Raw genomic sequence first — 15,037 nt, 5'->3', positions numbered from 1 at the left:
GATGGTTAAAATGGGGCTAATTTTTCTGCACTTTCTTTGGATACTTCCTCGAATAACTGCTTCATCCGCTTAACTTTCTCTACTTCACCTTCGTAATAAGCTTTGGTTTCATCTGCCGATTTTTCCTGCGGATCCACTTCAAATGCCATCATCCATTCCATCATGGCGTCGGTAGCCTCTTCCAGGCGCCCCTTCAGGGCCGTTAATTCAATGCGCGTCTGCGCGGTGTCCAGGTCGGGATTGGCCGCTTTTAATTCCGGCAGGTTGGCCAATAGCGAATCAATTTTAACGGTATTCCGGTCAAAGCTACTGACCTGCGGCATGATTTCGTCGTGTATGGCGATGGCTTCTTCGCGCAGTTGGTCAGCACTGGCGCCACTTCCGCCATTGCATGCGGAAAGAATCGCGGGAAATGCAGCGATTGCAAAAAGCAATTTTCTCATGGTATGTACTGTATTGGTGTCGTGCAAAGATAGGGAACAATTAGGTATCTATGGTGCTTTCTCGGTATAATATTCTTCGCCGTCGCCGCTGTGCACATCGATGATACCGGCTACGATGAGGTTAACGAGCATGCGTTGGGTCTTCCGTTTTGAAAGGCGAAGGTGTTTGCAGAGATCGGCCAGTTCAGATTTCGGATGGCTGTGGATATAGGCGAGCAGTTCCTTTTCCTTGTCCGTATAGTTGATGAGTACGCCCGTGGACTGGTTGCCGCGGTGCAATACATCCACCACCACCTTTCCGGCCAGGATGCTTTTGTCTTGAACCCGCACATAGACCCACCATTTGTGATCTTCGCCGAGGGCGTAATGTGGCTTGGTGTCGCTTTCGGCAATTTCGGCCAGCAGCACAAGTTTTTCGTCGATATAGACTTCATCAAATCGTAATTCGATTGCGGGCCGGCAGTATAGGTGGCCGGCGCGTTGCAACATATATCGCTCTTCATCCTCATTTTTCACGCCTTTGATGCGGCCATCGTCGGCAACACCTACCAGCAGCTTGCCCCCTTTGCTATTGGCAAAAGCAACGAGCGTCTTGGCGATTTTTTCGCAGCTGCTGATCCGATTCTTAAAATCAAGCTGCTGGCCTTCTCCTTGCGATATCAGTGTTTTGAGGGTCACGTCTCTATGATTACCTATCGGTGGGTGCCGGGATGTGACTAAGATAGGCAGAAATTTTTATATACGGCGCCGCTGGAATGTGAAATTTCCAAATCGGTGGTCTGCGATTCAATTAAAGTTTTAATTTAGCGCCATAATTTCTGGAATATAATGACCAAAGACATAAGCCTGACTGCATCCCAGAAGAAAAATGCGTGGATGTTGGTAACCGTTGCCGCACTGGGCTATTTTGTTGACATTTATGATCTGGTTATCTTCTCGATTGTGCGTGTGCAGAGTTTCCGGGATATCGGGATACCGGAGGCTGCTATGCGCGTGGATGGGGAATATGTATTGAACATGCAGATGGGCGGCCTGTTGCTCGGTGGTTTGCTGTGGGGAATACTGGGCGACAAGTATGGGCGCATTAAAGTGTTGTTTGGCTCGATTTTGCTGTATTCATTGGCCAATATCGCCAATGGGTTTGTTCACGATATCCATACGTATGCCATTATCCGCTTTATCGCCGGAATTGGTTTGGCAGGCGAGTTGGGCGCAGGTATCACGTTGGTGAGCGAGAGTATGCACAAGAACAAGCGGGGATACGGCACCATGATTGTAGCCTCGGTAGGCGTGCTGGGAGCGGTGGCCGCTTATTATGTATCGGAACTGTTTGATTGGCGCAACGCTTATTTTGTTGGCGGAGGCATGGGATTGCTCTTGTTGGTACTTCGGGTAGGCACGTTTGAATCGGGCATGTTCAAGGGAGTTGCCGCTAAACCAATAGAGAAAGGGAAACTGAGCATGCTGTTTACGAATGGTGACCGGCTGAGACGTTATTGTTATTGCCTGTTGATAGGGTTGCCCATATGGTTTGTCGTGGGTATTTTGGTAACCCAGGCCCCCGAGTTCGGCAAAGCGCTGCACGCCCCGGTTACCTTGAGTGCAGGCAAGGGTATTTTATTTACTTACCTTGGGTTGTCGATTGGAGACATCGTTGCCGGTCTTTTTGCCCAGGTCACGAAATCCCGTCGGCTGGCGGTGTTTTTATTCCAAATATTGATTATCGTATCGTCGGTTTGGTACCTCAGCAGCGAAGGGTTAACCGAACGGCAGTTTCATTGGATAGCCTTCTTTATGGGAATTTCCATTGGCTACTGGGCGACGTTTGTGACCATCGCTTCGGAACAGTTCGGCACGAACCTCCGGGCCACGGTTACCACCACGGCACCGAACTTTGTACGGGGTGCGCTGATTCCGTCTACGTTGTTGTTTGAATTTTTTGTAAAGCATACGGGGATCATCACTGCCGCGTATATCATGGTATTCTTACTCACTGGTATTGCAGCATTGGCCCTCAGTCAGCTAAAGGAAAGTTTTAACCGGGACTTGGACTTCGTAGAAGATTAAATCAACGCTTAGGGCATTTTTTGCAGCGTTTACCACGCTTGTACTTTTTACAGCATTTTTTGAAATCACAGCAGCCGCCTTCACTATAGGGGTTCAAGCCTTTGTAATGTTGCGGGTCTGTGGCCCAGCATCGGATTGAATCCGCTAATTCCGTAAACGCCAAAAAGTTTTCCTGTTCTTCACGCATCACCATGCAAAGGTACAGTTTTTATTTAGAAAAATTCTAATTTGACGGCTTCGATTTTTTGAGTTTTTTGGCGGTTTATTTTGCTGATTTTTTTAACTTGTCAGCAGCCGGGATCCAATGGATGTGACCAATGATAATGCGCCATGATAACTAAAGTAGTCAAGAACGCCAGCGAAGCAATTTCTGGCATTACCGATGGCATGACCCTGATGCTTGGTGGTTTCGGGTTATGTGGGATACCTGAAAATTGTATCAAAGAACTGGTAAATCAGGGAATAAGCGGGCTTACCTGTATTTCGAACAACGCGGGGGTTGACGATTTTGGCATCGGGTTGATGTTGAAAAAAAGACAGGTAAAAAAAATGATTGCCTCTTATGTGGGGGAGAATGCGGAATTTGAACGCCAACTGCTAAGTGGTGAGCTGGAAGTGGAACTGATACCCCAGGGGACTTTGGCCACGCGTTGCTTAGCGGCGGGTTATGGCATGCCAGCCATATTCACGCCGGCGGGTGTCGGTACGGAAATAGCGGAGGGTAAGGAGATCCGTAATTTCGGAGGGAAAGATTATCTGATGGAAATGGCTTTTGAGGCTGATTTTGCCCTCGTAAAGGCCTGGAAGGGCGACACGGCGGGCAACCTGATTTACCGGCGGACGGCACGCAATTTCAATCCGATTATGGCCATGGCGGGGAAGATTACCGTTGCTGAAGTGGAGGTATTGGTAGCGGCCGGCGAACTGGATCCGGACCATATCCACACCCCGGGCATTTATGTACACCGTATTTTTCAGGGCACTGATTATGAAAAGCGGATTGAACAACGGACCGTGCGCAATGCGGTTTAACAACATCCAAAAATCAGAAAGCGATGCTTGACAAGAATGGAATAGCAAAACGGATTGCTCAGGAAATCAGGGACGGATATTACGTGAACCTCGGAATAGGTATACCCACGCTTGTAGCCAATTATATTCCTGAATATATTGAGGTAGTGCTTCAATCGGAAAACGGGTTGCTTGGCATGGGGCCGTTCCCCTTGGAGGGTATGGAAGATCCGGACCTCATCAATGCCGGCAAGCAGACCATCACCATGCTGCCCGGTTCGGCTGTGTTTGACTCGGCGATGAGCTTTGGAATGATACGGGCACAAAAAGTTGACCTGACCATACTGGGCGCGATGGAGATTTCGGAATATGGCGATATCGCCAATTGGAAGATTCCGGGCAAGTTGGTCAAAGGGATGGGCGGGGCGATGGATTTGGTTGCGTCTGCCAAGAATATCATCGTGGCGATGCAGCAGGTCAACAAGGCGGGGGAGAGTAAACTGCTTCCACGTTGTACGTTACCACTTACCGGTGTGCGGTGTATCAGGAAGGTGGTTACCGAACTGGCTGTTTTTGAAATTGACATCGATCATGGCGGGTTCCATCTTTTGGAGCGTGCGCCAGGCGTTAGCATAACGCAGATACGAAATGCCACCGCGGGCCGGCTTTTCGTTCCGGACCATGTGCCGGAAATGCAGCTATAGCGTTTTAAGAGCTTTGCTCCGCAGATCGGCTGATATTTCGTCTACGATTGCCTGAATCGGTACGGGGTCGTCCGTGTTGTTGATAATGATTCGGTCACATTGCTCCCTGAAAGGGAGCAGGTATTTGCGGTAGGCAGGCATGACGTGATGCTCCCATTTATACCGCACATCGTCTTCATCGTATCCGCGTTCTATCAAGTCTCTTTTAAGACGTCGCTGCAGGGCAATGTCCTCCTCGGCATGGAGGAAAATCCGGTGGTTGAGCAGGGTGTTGACTTCAGCATAGTAGAAAATGAACAACCCTTCTACAATCAGGATAGGAGCCGGTTTTGTTTCCAATGTTTTTGGAGTCAACGCCGGATTGTTGAACGTGTATTCTTGGCGATAAATGGTGCGGCCGTTGAAAAGCGATTGGATGTCGTGATAAAATGCAGCCCTGTCAATGGCCGTTGGCAGGTCAAAGTTGTATAATTTGTTCTCTTCGCGCGTTTTTGTATGGGCGGGAATGTAGTAATCGTCTTGCGAAATGAGCGCAATCTCTGCGGGGGCAAAGTGGTCCAGGAAGCAGTTCAGGAAAAACGTCTTTCCGGAACCGCTGCTCCCGGCGATACCGATTACATAAGGAGGGTTAGTTCGCTTCATTCGGTGCACCGTATGCAATTTCGACCTGGAAACGCCGGTCCAGTACGCCGATGAGTGCTGCGGCCGACTTGGATATGACGATGATGGCGTTCTTTGTTTCGGCCGTATCAGCGAATTTGCCGACCACTTTGGCAAAGGTAGTAAGCTGCGTCATCGGATTGGTGATTTTGACAACTGTGCCTATCGGTGCTGTTTTATGTAATGCCAGCATGCTTCCCCCTTCCTGGGCCAGGTCATCGATCCATACACCTACGCCTCTTTCGGTCAGTTCCCGGATGCCGTAACGGTTGGCCGGTATTTCCGGAATGTCTTCTGTCTCGGTCTCATCGGTTACCAGGATTTCATTTACCGGCGTTGGTGGGGGAGGGAGTTCCTTATTGGGAACCTTCAGTATAGCGTCAACCTGTATCGAATCGCTTGTCAGTCCGTTCGCCCGCTTGATACTTTCCACGGAAATGCCGAATCGCTTGGAAACTGTATACAATGTTTCGCGCTTGCCCACTTTGTATTGCGTAAACTCGCCGGGTTGAAGCTCGGGAAGGGTTGGCTGTTGTTGCGGGGTAGCGGTCGGGGTAGCGGAACTGGTCGCGGCCTGGGGAGATCCAATGGGAATCCGGACCGTATCGCCTACTTTCAGTGCTTTGTTTTTATTGGCGGCGATAATCAGGTTCACAGGCACGTGGTATTGCCGGCTTAGACCGAAATACGTTTCCTTGGGGGCCAATTGATGGATAATGATTTTTTGGCCGTTTTCATACGTTACGCCTATGGAGTCAACAGGCATGGCGGCGGCGCCCAAAGAGAGGGAGCAGGATGCCGTCAGCAAGGCTGCAAAAAAGGCTGTGCGGTAATATCGGTTCAACAGGTGTGTAATGCTCATCTTGAAATTCCGTTGCAATTATACTAAATACGATATAATTTCCCGTTTATTATTGCCAATTATGAATAGCTGGTTGGCAATCATAAAGAATAACTCGGGCAGCATTTTGGGGAGTCCTTCAAGTATAACCTTATCGGCCAGTATTGTTAAGTCGTTGGATACGACCAGTCTGATACGGTATTGCTGGCCCGTTTGTTCATGAAAAGCCCAAACATTTGCTTGTCCGACGACGCAGTGATATAAATCGCCGAAAATCTTATATTCCGTTAATAACAAGGGGGTCCCATTCTTATATCGTTCAGGTAAGACGATAGGATGGCCTGTTGGTTTATTTGGTATAATTTTTTTTTGTGTTGGCTGGCCATGTAGCGCGTCTATCCGTTGTTCGCCGCCACTGGCAAAGTTACGGTGCCGTACTATTAAATCTCCATCGTCCAACGCAAGCAATTGGTAGTTGAATTGTTCCCATCGTACCTGGCCGTTTACCGCGTCGATGCAGGCGATGCCCGGGGCTGCGGGACTATCGTGGCCGAAGGCTTTTAAAATCAGCATTCCGTTGACGGCGCCGGCCAATGTCCAATGCCGATCACGGTAATGGATTTCATGGATAATGGATTCACCGGTTGCATATCGGATCACGGAAAACGCGGGAACACCGGTATCCTGCCTACGGGTTTCGATGGCCAGCCATCCACGGGAGGTGTCCGCTTCCATGCGCCATACAACCCCCAAAAAACTTTTTTGGAATACGTTTTTTAGTGTATATTTATCCATTCTCAAAATTATGACGATTGGCGCAATATGCATAAAAAAATAACATCGGCGAGAACATTCGCTTACTGGCCGCTAACGGTGTGGATGCTATTGGTTGCTTTTGGAAGCCAGGCACAGCACGTTTACCGATTCGATTTAAAAGAAGATATCGGCCCTAATGCCTGGCGTTTAGTGAAAAATGCATACGAGGCGGCGGAAGCTAAACAGGTTGATTTGGTATTGATTGAGCTGAATACATTTGGCGGCATGGTTAATTTTGCCGATTCCATCCGTACCCGTATACTGGACTCGCCACTGGAAACGGCGGTATTCATCAACCATAATGCTGCTTCCGCAGGTGCGTTGATTTCATTGGCCACTGATCGCATCTACATGAGCAAGGGATCAAGCATTGGTGCGGCAAGCGTGGTTGACCGGTCAGGGCAGGTGCTGCCGGAGAAACACCAGTCGTATATGCGGGGGCTGATGCGTGCAACGGCGGAGGCTAAGGGGCGTGATCCGAAAGTTGCGGAAGCTTTTGTGGATCCTGATGTAGAACTGCCCAATATTAAACCGGCGGGTAAGATCCTGACGTTAACCTCTTCTGAAGCAGTCAATATCAAGCTTGCCGAGGCAGAACTGTCATCTGCAACCGAAGTGCTTGCGGCGGAGGGAATGGCAGGCGCGCAGGTGACGGTGCACCGAATAACTGCTATTGACAAGATTATTGCATTCTTGATTAATCCGGCGGTAAGCGGGGTATTGATGCTGCTTATTATCGGCGGTATTTATTTCGAGCTGCAAACGCCCGGAGTAGGTTTTGCATTGGTAGTGGCTATTATTGCGGCGGTATTGTTTTTTGCTCCGCTGTACATCCAAGGGCTGGCAGATAACTGGGAAATAGCGCTGTTTGTGGTAGGGATTGTTTTGGTATTGATGGAGTTGTTTGTAATTCCTGGATTCGGCGTGGCCGGTATACTGGGAATTTTGTGCTTGGTGTGTGGTTTGGCATTCAGCTTGGTTGCGAACGATTATTTTGATTTTTCCATCGGGAAGCCGGGCATGCTGCTCAATGCGTTTCTGTTGGTCATCGCTTCCATGGTAGCGGCAACGGTGTTGATGGTGATTTTCGGGAAAAGTCTGCTCAATACGCGCGCGTTCAGGCGGCTGGTATTGCAGGGAGAGCAGCGTTCCGCTGAAGGGTACACATCGGCCGTGAAGAACCTGGAACTGGTCGGTAAGGAAGGCATAGCCAAAACGGTTCTCCGTCCCTCAGGCAAAGTGGAAATCGATGAGCGGTGGTATGATGCCGTAGCCCTTGACGGCTTCATCGATGCCGGAGAAGCTGTTTATGTGGAGAAGCATGAAAACTATAACCTCTTTGTCAGGAAGAAGCGCGGGTGATACCGTGAAATAAACTTTTTGTAGCTTTCACTGTTTTATTTACAAAATACTTTTAAATCAAAACATCATGAACCCAAAAGCAATCAGTTTAGAGGAGAAAAAATTGAAACCCGTGGTTGATCATTTGAACGACCTCTTGGCGAACTACCATATCCATTACCAGAAGCTGCGGGGATGCCATTGGAATGTGCGCGGCAACCATTTTTTTACCTTGCATGCGAAGTTCGAGGAACTGTATACCAACGCGCTGACCACTATAGACGAATTGGCCGAACGCATACTGACACTGGGCAAGGCCCCTTACAGCACGTTTCAGGATTATGTGGCCAATGCAGAAATCAAAGAGGTGAATACCATAGGGATGAAGGATGTGGACATGGTAAGGACCATCATTGACGATTTGGAAGCGCTGATTGCCATGCAGCGAGACCTGCTGGAAATCACGTCCGAAGCAGAAGATGAAGGCACTAACGATATGATCAATGCCTTTATGCAATTCAACGAAAAACAGAATTGGATGCTGCGGGCGTTTGTGAATAAGGCTTAGTGGGGATAGGCGATATGCATACGGTTATATAAAACAGGCTGCTCAGCAACTGAGCAGCCTGTTTTATTTTGTATATGTTATGCCCGTCTGTACGGCTTAAAATTTAAAGCCTAACGTCAGGAATACGCTGCTTCGGCTGTTCTTTACGGAAGCAGCCGGTGTGGGTACATCAGCCCCCCACCAGTCGCTGACGGTATAAGGATTGTTTTCGTACGACTGGGAAAAATGTTGATAGGTTGCATCGATGTACATGTTATTGTGCCGGTAACCTAAACCTCCCGATACGGTTTGGCTGGTAAGCTTCTGGTCTTTATAGGGCGATCCGTTATGGCCATAACCCGCCCTGGCCAGCAGATTATCCGCCAACAGGTATTCTCCGCCTATCCGGAAATTAACGGCACCCGTATAAGTGTTTGCAATCCCATCGGCCATATCGTTGTCAACCCGTGTTTTTTCGCTTAACGGCAAGGCGTCGCTGGCAGAAAAATGCATGCTGCTATAGTCTACGTATTCGATGTCTGCACTGATAAGCCCCTGGCTGAGTACCGCAGAAAGGCCGCCGGTAAGGCGGTATGGGGTCCGTAGCCGGTACTCGAGGTAATACAGGCCGTCATCTTCGCTGGAATAGTACTCATGGAAGGGTTCCGTTGCCTGGGCATTATCGTAATAAAGCACATCCAAAAGCTCCTGTGTGTCATCCGTTACGTTATACCACGTGGGCGAAGCCGCGGTGAAGCCGATGTTCAAATAGGGGAGTGGTTTGTAAATGAAGCCGATTTTGGCATTGATGCCGCGCCCCCGGGCAATCTGATCGAAATCGTATGCCAAATCGTATTCTGCGTCGAGAATCATATTCGCATCTGACGCCGGGTCGAGGAATTCGGAATTAGGGTTATCCGGATGGATGTCGCTCACGGTTTTGGTATATCCCAGCTCCTTGAACAGCTGCCTTGATGTGTAGTTGAATGCTGCAAAGCCGACGGAGGCGCCGATGTAAAAGCGGTTGCTGTAATTTGCGCCGAACGAAAAGTTGGTTTCAGACTGTGTGCCGGTCTGTGTATAGATGTTTTCCTGGAAGTTGTTGCCTTCCAGTGCAATGGGGTAATGGTAGGTGTCATTCGGGTTCATGCCGTTGAAATCGACAAGGTAGCTGGCATAGCCGAATTCGCCCAGCATGGAGCCATTGTAGTCAATTTCGTCGGCCAGGAAATGAGCGAATGTGGAAGAAGGATTTTCCCCGCTGTAACCGATTTTGGTATTGAAGTTATTGGTCTTCGCATAGCCGATACCCAGATTGAAATTCAGCCATCCGGAAGTGAGACTATTGCCCCTCGGCCTGCGTGTTGGGATATGGAAGACGGCGCCGACTTGGCTGATCCCCAGTCTATCCACCGCGTTTTGGGACGAAGTACCGAAATAACCAGCCTTATTTACATCGTTGAGGTAATCAAACGAGATACTGATGTCTGATTGGCCAAAGAATCCGAGTCCGGCGGGATTGCCTGAAATGGAGCTTAAATCGCCGCCGAGTGCCGTTTGGGCGTTCCCCAGGCCCCTGAACCTTGCGGTAGCGCCTTGTTCGGGTTGGGAGTAACGTAATACGTCCTGCAAATACTGCGCCTCGGCAACGATAGCTGAAGCAGATAATAATAGTGTTATCGGAATTATTCGCTTGATATGCATATAGCTATTGGTTTTCCTAAGTTTTACAAAAACGGCCAACTAAATTCAGTTTCCGATTTAGTTGGCCGGTTTGCGATTGTTGAACGATTATCCTCTTCCCCTGCCGCTGCTACCCCGTGTTCCGCCCGAAGATGAAGATCCCGAAGAACGGGACGGTGGAGACACCGACGAGCCGCGTGAACTGCTTCCTCCGGAGCGCGGTGTTACGCTGCTCGGACGGGAGGCGGGGCGTGCAGGTGCCGCGCTGGGCCGTGAAGGCTGACGTGCGGGCCTTGCACTGCCGCCCGATGGCCTGCTTGTGGTTGGAGCTGGCCGTGCGCTTTGGCCTGACGGCCGGCGCGTCGTCGTGCCACTCCTTACGGCCCCTCCACGTGTATTTGGCGTATTGCCCGGACGGACGGCTTCCCTGGACGTATTAGCTCCGCGTGTTACGGATGTCCGTGTTGAACCGGCCGTTCCCCTGGTGGCTACCGGGCGGGTCGAAATCCGCCCATTGGCATCCCGGCTGATGGCGGTACGCGTAGCCGAAGTACGGGTATTCGAGGCAGCGGTACGGGTATTCATCCTGTCGCGCGAGGAAGAGCGTACAGCCATTCTCCGGTTATCAATGATAACGGCTCCGGGGTAATAGCCGCCCCAGCCCCATCGGCTGTAGGCATAGGGTCCCCAGAAACCGCGTCCGTAATAGGGGGAACCCCATCCCCAGAAACCGCCATAGTAGGGATTATGCCAGCCGCTGCCCCAACCAAGGTTCCAGCCGCCGCCCCAACCCCAGCCGAATCCGAGGCCCCAGCCACCGTACCATCCGGGAGTATGCCAGGAGTTGAATCCGAACCAAGGGTCAAACCAGGGGTCGTAATAGGTCATTCCTGGTGTATTATAGTAAAAGCGGTTTATCCGGTTGGCATATTCGCTGTCGCTGTATTCATCAGCGTAATAGTCGCTGTACGACTCGTCCGCATACTCATCAGCATAATACCCATCCTCCGCATACCTGCTGTCTTCCAGCGGTTCTTCCCCGTCATAGTAGTAATCGGGGCTTTGGTAGCTTTTCTCCACAGCTGTAGTGTTGCTGTTATAAACATCATCACGGAAAGCCACTTGCCGGGAGGCACTGCACCCGCCCAGAAACAAGAGGCCCGCCAGAGCTGCTACGCCGACTATAAATCTGTTATCTTTCATGTTTTGACTATCCTTTCGTTTGGTTAACGCCCGTGCTTTTATCATTATAGACGAAATATAGCTCCATTGGTTTAACCGCCCGGTTATTTTTTTGTTCGGTAATTTGCCAAAAGCACTACCTTTGTTGGCATGGTTCTGAATAAACTGCCAAGCTACAAATGTTATAATTATTTTATAGAAAGTCAACTATGAGCAAAGGAATTACAAGCCGAGGAACGGATTATTCCCAATGGTACAATGAACTTGTCGTAAAGGCCGATCTTGCAGAGCACTCCGCCGTGCGGGGCTGTATGGTTATCAAGCCTTATGGCTACGCCATCTGGGAAAAGATGCAGGCCGCATTAGATAAAATGTTCAAAGACACAGGCCATAGCAACGCGTACTTTCCCTTGTTCATTCCGAAGTCTTTTTTTTCGAAGGAAGCGTCGCACGTGGAAGGGTTCGCCACGGAATGCGCCGTGGTGACGCACTACCGACTGAAAAATGACGGAAGCGGGCAAATAGTGGTGGACGAAGAGGCCAAACTGGAGGAAGAGCTGATTGTAAGGCCGACATCGGAAACAATCATCTGGAATACGTATAAAGGATGGATAGAATCTTACCGGGATCTGCCAATTCTGGTAAACCAGTGGGCCAATGTAGTCCGGTGGGAAATGCGCACGCGGTTATTCCTCCGTACGGCCGAATTTCTGTGGCAGGAGGGGCACACTGCTCACGCCACCCGGGAGGAAGCCATTGAGGAAACCGAACGGATGCTGGGCGTGTATGCCGATTTTGCGGAAAACTGGATGGCACTGCCCGTGATCCGCGGGCGTAAAACGGAGAATGAACGGTTTGCCGGTGCGTTGGACACGTTGTGCATTGAAGCATTGATGCAAGATGGTAAGGCACTGCAGGCGGGAACGTCGCATTTTCTCGGCCAGAATTTCGCCAAGGCGTTCGATGTGAAATTCACCGCCAGGGATGGAAAGCTGGATTATGTATGGGCGACATCGTGGGGTGTCTCTACCCGCTTGATGGGCGCGCTGATTATGGCGCATTCTGATGACCAGGGACTGGTACTGCCGCCGAAACTGGCACCCATCCAGGTGGTTATTGTGCCTATCTATAAAACTGATGAAGAACGCCAGCGCATCGGGGAATTGGCCGACAACCTGTTGGCCGATCTGAAGGCCATGGGGATCACCGTAAAATATGACGACCGGGATACACACCGGCCGGGTTTTAAGTTTGCCGAATGGGAGCTCAAAGGTGTGCCCGTGCGCATAGCGGTAGGCACGCGCGATATGCAGCAGGGAACCGTGGAGATTGCCCGGCGCGATACGCAGGCTAAAGAAACCGTGCCCCAACAGGGATTGGCACTCCGCGTAGCGGAATTGCTGGAAGATATCCAGCGGAGTATTTATGATAAGGCGCGGGACTTTCGCGAAGCTCACACCACAACCGTTGATTCTTATGAGGAATTTAAACGCGTGCTCGAAGAAAAAGGCGGCTTTGTGGCTGCCCATTGGGACGGCACCGTGGAAACTGAGCAGCTTATCAAGGAGGAGACCAAAGCCACCATCCGCTGCATCCCCTTGGATAATAAGGAAGAACACGGGGTGTGCGTACGTACCGGAAAACCCTCGAAACAGCGGGTGTTGTTCGCGAAGGCCTATTGAGGCTGCCGACGGGCAATAGCCGTCGATAAATTTAACACGATTGCTATGAAGTTTGCAACAAAAGCTATTCACGCGGGGCAGCACGCCGACCCCACCACGGGTGCGGTGATGACACCCATCTATCAGACATCTACGTACCGGCAGGCAGCACCGGGCGACCATAAAGGGTACGAGTATTCTCGGGGGACCAATCCGACGAGGAAGGCGTTGGAGGATTGCTTAGCCGCACTGGAAAACGGACAGTATGGATTGGCCTTTTCAAGTGGTATGGCGGCTACTGAGACGGTGCTTAAGCTGCTTAAGCCGGGAGACGAGGTTATTACAGGAGACGACCTTTATGGCGGATCGTATCGGATCTTTACACGTGTATACCAACATTATGGTATTAAGTTCCATTTCGTTGATACCACTGATCCGCAACGGATTGCCGAACAGATCAATGAACGTACCCGCTTGATATGGATTGAAACCCCAACAAATCCAACCTTGAAATTGGCGGATATCGGGGCCATCAGCCAAGCAGCCAAGGCCGCTGGAGTGCTCCTTGCCGTGGACAATACGTTTGCGTCCCCGTATCTACAGAATCCGTTGGATTTGGGCGCTGACCTGGTGATGCATTCGGTCACCAAATATATCGGCGGGCATTCAGACGTAGTCATGGGGGCGTTGGTGGTAAACGACAAGACATTGTATGACGAGCTTTTTTTTTATTACAATGCATGTGGGGGAACACCTGGACCTCAGGATAGTTTCCTGGTACTGCGTGGCATTAAAACGTTGCACCTGCGCATGCAAGCGCACTGTGAAAACGGGCGCAGGATAGCCCGATACCTGAAAGACCATCCCAAGGTGGAAAAAATTTACTGGCCGGGTTTTGCCGATCATCCCGGCCATGCCATCGCCAAGAAACAGATGCGTGATTTCGGGGGAATGATGTCCATCGTTTTGAAAGGCGCTTCGTTGGCTGAGACGTTCAAGGTGGCCTCGTCATTCAGGTTGTTTACGCTGGCGGAATCGCTCGGCGGTGTTGAATCGTTAATTAATCACCCGGCTACGATGACCCATGGTTCCATTCCCAAGGAGGTGCGCGAACGAGTAGGGGTGGTGGATAACCTCATCCGCATCAGTGTAGGAATTGAGGATAGTGATGATTTACTGGCTGATCTGGAGCAGGCGTTGGGATGATACCGTTCAACATCAAGGTTTTTCTTGACGGTAAGGTGGACGAATATAACCGTCCCGAGTTTATCGAGGGCGATCCAATATGCATCCCCCACCGGTTCAAGCAAAAGCAGGATGTCGAGATAATGGGATTTTTCGCCGCTGTACTTGCTTGGGGGCAACGGAAAACGATTATCAATAAATGCACCGAGCTCGCTGCCCGCATGGACAATGCACCTTTTTCTTTTGTAAAGGAGCATGGGACGGACGATCTCAAACGGCTGCTTGGATTCAAGCACCGCACGTTCAATGATACGGATCTGCTGTATTTCATTTCTTTTTTCCGCATGCATTACGAGCGGTTTGATTCGTTGGAAGACGCGTTTTTCCCACGGGTAAACAGCGCGGAGTTCCGTCCCGAATATCAGGTGCTTGAACCCATGCCCCGGAGTGGTGATGAAGCGTCCTATTCGTCGCCGGCCTGTTTTATACAGAAACTGGGCGCGCAGGCACCTAGCGTGGAGGAAGGCCTGAATCATTTCCGCACTTATTTTTTCAGTTTGCCGGATTATTCATGGCGGACGAGGAAGCATATCAGTTCGCCATTGCAGCATTCGGCCTGCAAACGGTTGAACATGTTTTTGCGCTGGATGGTACGGCGCGATGGCCGCGGTGTGGATTTCGGATTATGGAATCGCGTAAGCCCCGCGCAGTTGGTCTGTCCCTGCGATGTGCATGTAGAACGCGTGGCGCGTAAGCTGGGGTTAATCCAACGGAAGCAGTCGGATTGGAAGACAGCCATGGAGTTGACGGAAAACCTGCGGATGCTTGACGAGAGCGATCCGGTGAAATATGATTTCGCGCTATTCGGTCTGGGGGTGGAAGGAGAAATGTAAGTC

General features: G+C 50.5%; 15 protein-coding genes. 8 read left to right on the top strand and 7 right to left on the bottom strand.

Translation table 11 applies throughout. The features are described from left to right. Positions 1-5: 5 nt before the first annotated feature. Both BM030_RS16980 and BM030_RS16975 read right to left on the bottom strand, forming a co-directional pair. Positions 6-443 carry a hypothetical protein gene (locus tag BM030_RS16980; protein ID WP_090974803.1) on the bottom strand — a complete coding sequence of 146 codons (438 nt, stop codon included), beginning with the start codon at positions 441-443 and terminating at the stop codon, positions 6-8. Between the two features lie 48 nt (positions 444-491). Then, positions 492-1,121, bottom strand: coding sequence for an AlbA family DNA-binding domain-containing protein (locus BM030_RS16975; RefSeq protein ID WP_090974802.1), 630 nt, complete (start codon positions 1,119-1,121; stop codon positions 492-494). Positions 1,122-1,271: 150 nt separating this feature from the next. Here BM030_RS16975 and BM030_RS16970 point away from each other — a divergent pair, with 150 nt between their 5' ends. From BM030_RS16970 to BM030_RS16955, 3 genes are all read left to right on the top strand, one after another. Further along, positions 1,272-2,510: an MFS transporter gene (locus tag BM030_RS16970; protein WP_090974801.1), complete on the top strand. Its 1,239-nt coding sequence runs from the start codon at positions 1,272-1,274 to the stop codon at positions 2,508-2,510. A 330-nt stretch (positions 2,511-2,840) separates the two neighbouring features. Next, positions 2,841-3,542, top strand: coding sequence for a CoA transferase subunit A (locus BM030_RS16960; RefSeq protein WP_090974799.1), 702 nt, complete (start codon positions 2,841-2,843; stop codon positions 3,540-3,542). Between the two features lie 23 nt (positions 3,543-3,565). Then, on the top strand, positions 3,566-4,225 hold the full coding sequence (locus BM030_RS16955) for a 3-oxoacid CoA-transferase subunit B (RefSeq protein ID WP_090974798.1): 660 nt from the start codon (positions 3,566-3,568) through the stop codon (positions 4,223-4,225). On the opposite strand, the gene BM030_RS16950 is transcribed toward BM030_RS16955, so the two are convergent. Genes BM030_RS16950 through BM030_RS16940 form a run of 3 tightly spaced genes read right to left on the bottom strand, consistent with a single transcriptional unit; the run spans position 4,220 to position 6,521 of the window. Beyond that, positions 4,220-4,867, bottom strand: coding sequence for a uridine kinase family protein (locus BM030_RS16950; protein WP_090974797.1), 648 nt, complete (start codon positions 4,865-4,867; stop codon positions 4,220-4,222). The genes BM030_RS16955 and BM030_RS16950 overlap by 6 nt on opposite strands. Beyond that, positions 4,854-5,747, bottom strand: a complete 894-nt coding sequence (locus BM030_RS16945; RefSeq protein WP_244519032.1) for a DPBB and LysM peptidoglycan-binding domain-containing protein — start codon at positions 5,745-5,747, stop codon at positions 4,854-4,856. Before BM030_RS16945 ends, BM030_RS16950 begins: the two co-directional genes overlap by 14 nt. 18 nt (positions 5,748-5,765) lie before the next feature. Continuing rightward, entirely contained in the window at positions 5,766-6,521 is a 756-nt protein-coding gene (locus BM030_RS16940) for a DUF4905 domain-containing protein (protein WP_170845796.1), read from the bottom strand. A 27-nt stretch (positions 6,522-6,548) separates the two neighbouring features. Here BM030_RS16940 and BM030_RS16935 point away from each other — a divergent pair, with 27 nt between their 5' ends. Together BM030_RS16935 and BM030_RS16930 are read left to right on the top strand one after the other, a co-directional pair. Next, entirely contained in the window at positions 6,549-7,904 is a 1,356-nt protein-coding gene (locus BM030_RS16935) for an NfeD family protein (protein WP_090974795.1), read from the top strand. Positions 7,905-7,971: 67 nt separating this feature from the next. After that, complete coding sequence (locus BM030_RS16930; RefSeq protein ID WP_090974794.1) at positions 7,972-8,451, top strand: Dps family protein; 480 nt, start codon at positions 7,972-7,974, stop codon at positions 8,449-8,451. Between the two features lie 96 nt (positions 8,452-8,547). On the opposite strand, the gene BM030_RS16925 is transcribed toward BM030_RS16930, so the two are convergent. Next, the gene (locus tag BM030_RS16925) at positions 8,548-10,134 is read right to left on the bottom strand and encodes an OmpP1/FadL family transporter (protein ID WP_090974793.1); all 1,587 of its coding nucleotides are present in this window, start codon (positions 10,132-10,134) and stop codon (positions 8,548-8,550) included. A gap of 87 nt (positions 10,135-10,221) precedes the next feature. Continuing rightward, positions 10,222-11,316, bottom strand: coding sequence for an outer membrane protein assembly factor BamD (locus tag BM030_RS16920; protein WP_139215935.1), 1,095 nt, complete (start codon positions 11,314-11,316; stop codon positions 10,222-10,224). Between the two features lie 188 nt (positions 11,317-11,504). Between BM030_RS16920 and proS the strand changes: the two genes are divergently transcribed. From proS to BM030_RS16905, 3 genes are read left to right on the top strand one after another with little or no spacing between them, the layout of a single operon-like run. After that, positions 11,505-12,977, top strand: coding sequence for a proline--tRNA ligase (proS, locus tag BM030_RS16915; RefSeq protein ID WP_090974791.1), 1,473 nt, complete (start codon positions 11,505-11,507; stop codon positions 12,975-12,977). Positions 12,978-13,022: 45 nt separating this feature from the next. Beyond that, the gene (locus tag BM030_RS16910) at positions 13,023-14,162 is read left to right on the top strand and encodes a cystathionine gamma-synthase (RefSeq protein ID WP_090974790.1); all 1,140 of its coding nucleotides are present in this window, start codon (positions 13,023-13,025) and stop codon (positions 14,160-14,162) included. Then, complete coding sequence (locus tag BM030_RS16905) at positions 14,159-15,034, top strand: TIGR02757 family protein (RefSeq protein WP_090974789.1); 876 nt, start codon at positions 14,159-14,161, stop codon at positions 15,032-15,034. Before BM030_RS16910 ends, BM030_RS16905 begins: the two co-directional genes overlap by 4 nt. Positions 15,035-15,037 lie beyond the last annotated feature (3 nt).

The organism is Parapedobacter composti, from assembly GCF_900112315.1.
Classification (GTDB): domain Bacteria; phylum Bacteroidota; class Bacteroidia; order Sphingobacteriales; family Sphingobacteriaceae; genus Parapedobacter; species Parapedobacter composti.
The sequence above is the reverse complement of the archived record's forward strand: the minus strand, read 5'-3'. Positions and strand labels throughout refer to the sequence as shown.

Excerpts from the sequence above, each read along its gene's own strand:
- BM030_RS16940 (WP_170845796.1), bottom strand. The coding sequence starts at position 6,521 with ATGGATAAATATACACTAAAAAACGTATTCCAAAAAAGTTTTTTGGGG.
- BM030_RS16955 (WP_090974798.1), top strand. The coding sequence starts at position 3,566 with ATGCTTGACAAGAATGGAATAGCAAAACGGATTGCTCAGGAAATCAGG.
- BM030_RS16980 (WP_090974803.1), bottom strand. The coding sequence starts at position 443 with ATGAGAAAATTGCTTTTTGCAATCGCTGCATTTCCCGCGATTCTTTCC.
- BM030_RS16925 (WP_090974793.1), bottom strand. The coding sequence starts at position 10,134 with ATGCATATCAAGCGAATAATTCCGATAACACTATTATTATCTGCTTCA.
- BM030_RS16910 (WP_090974790.1), top strand. The coding sequence starts at position 13,023 with ATGAAGTTTGCAACAAAAGCTATTCACGCGGGGCAGCACGCCGACCCC.
- BM030_RS16935 (WP_090974795.1), top strand. The coding sequence starts at position 6,549 with ATGCATAAAAAAATAACATCGGCGAGAACATTCGCTTACTGGCCGCTA.
- BM030_RS16945 (WP_244519032.1), bottom strand. The coding sequence starts at position 5,747 with ATGAGCATTACACACCTGTTGAACCGATATTACCGCACAGCCTTTTTT.
- BM030_RS16920 (WP_139215935.1), bottom strand. The coding sequence starts at position 11,316 with ATGAAAGATAACAGATTTATAGTCGGCGTAGCAGCTCTGGCGGGCCTC.
- BM030_RS16905 (WP_090974789.1), top strand. The coding sequence starts at position 14,159 with ATGATACCGTTCAACATCAAGGTTTTTCTTGACGGTAAGGTGGACGAA.
- BM030_RS16960 (WP_090974799.1), top strand. The coding sequence starts at position 2,841 with ATGATAACTAAAGTAGTCAAGAACGCCAGCGAAGCAATTTCTGGCATT.
- BM030_RS16970 (WP_090974801.1), top strand. The coding sequence starts at position 1,272 with ATGACCAAAGACATAAGCCTGACTGCATCCCAGAAGAAAAATGCGTGG.
- proS (WP_090974791.1), top strand. The coding sequence starts at position 11,505 with ATGAGCAAAGGAATTACAAGCCGAGGAACGGATTATTCCCAATGGTAC.
- BM030_RS16950 (WP_090974797.1), bottom strand. The coding sequence starts at position 4,867 with ATGAAGCGAACTAACCCTCCTTATGTAATCGGTATCGCCGGGAGCAGC.
- BM030_RS16930 (WP_090974794.1), top strand. The coding sequence starts at position 7,972 with ATGAACCCAAAAGCAATCAGTTTAGAGGAGAAAAAATTGAAACCCGTG.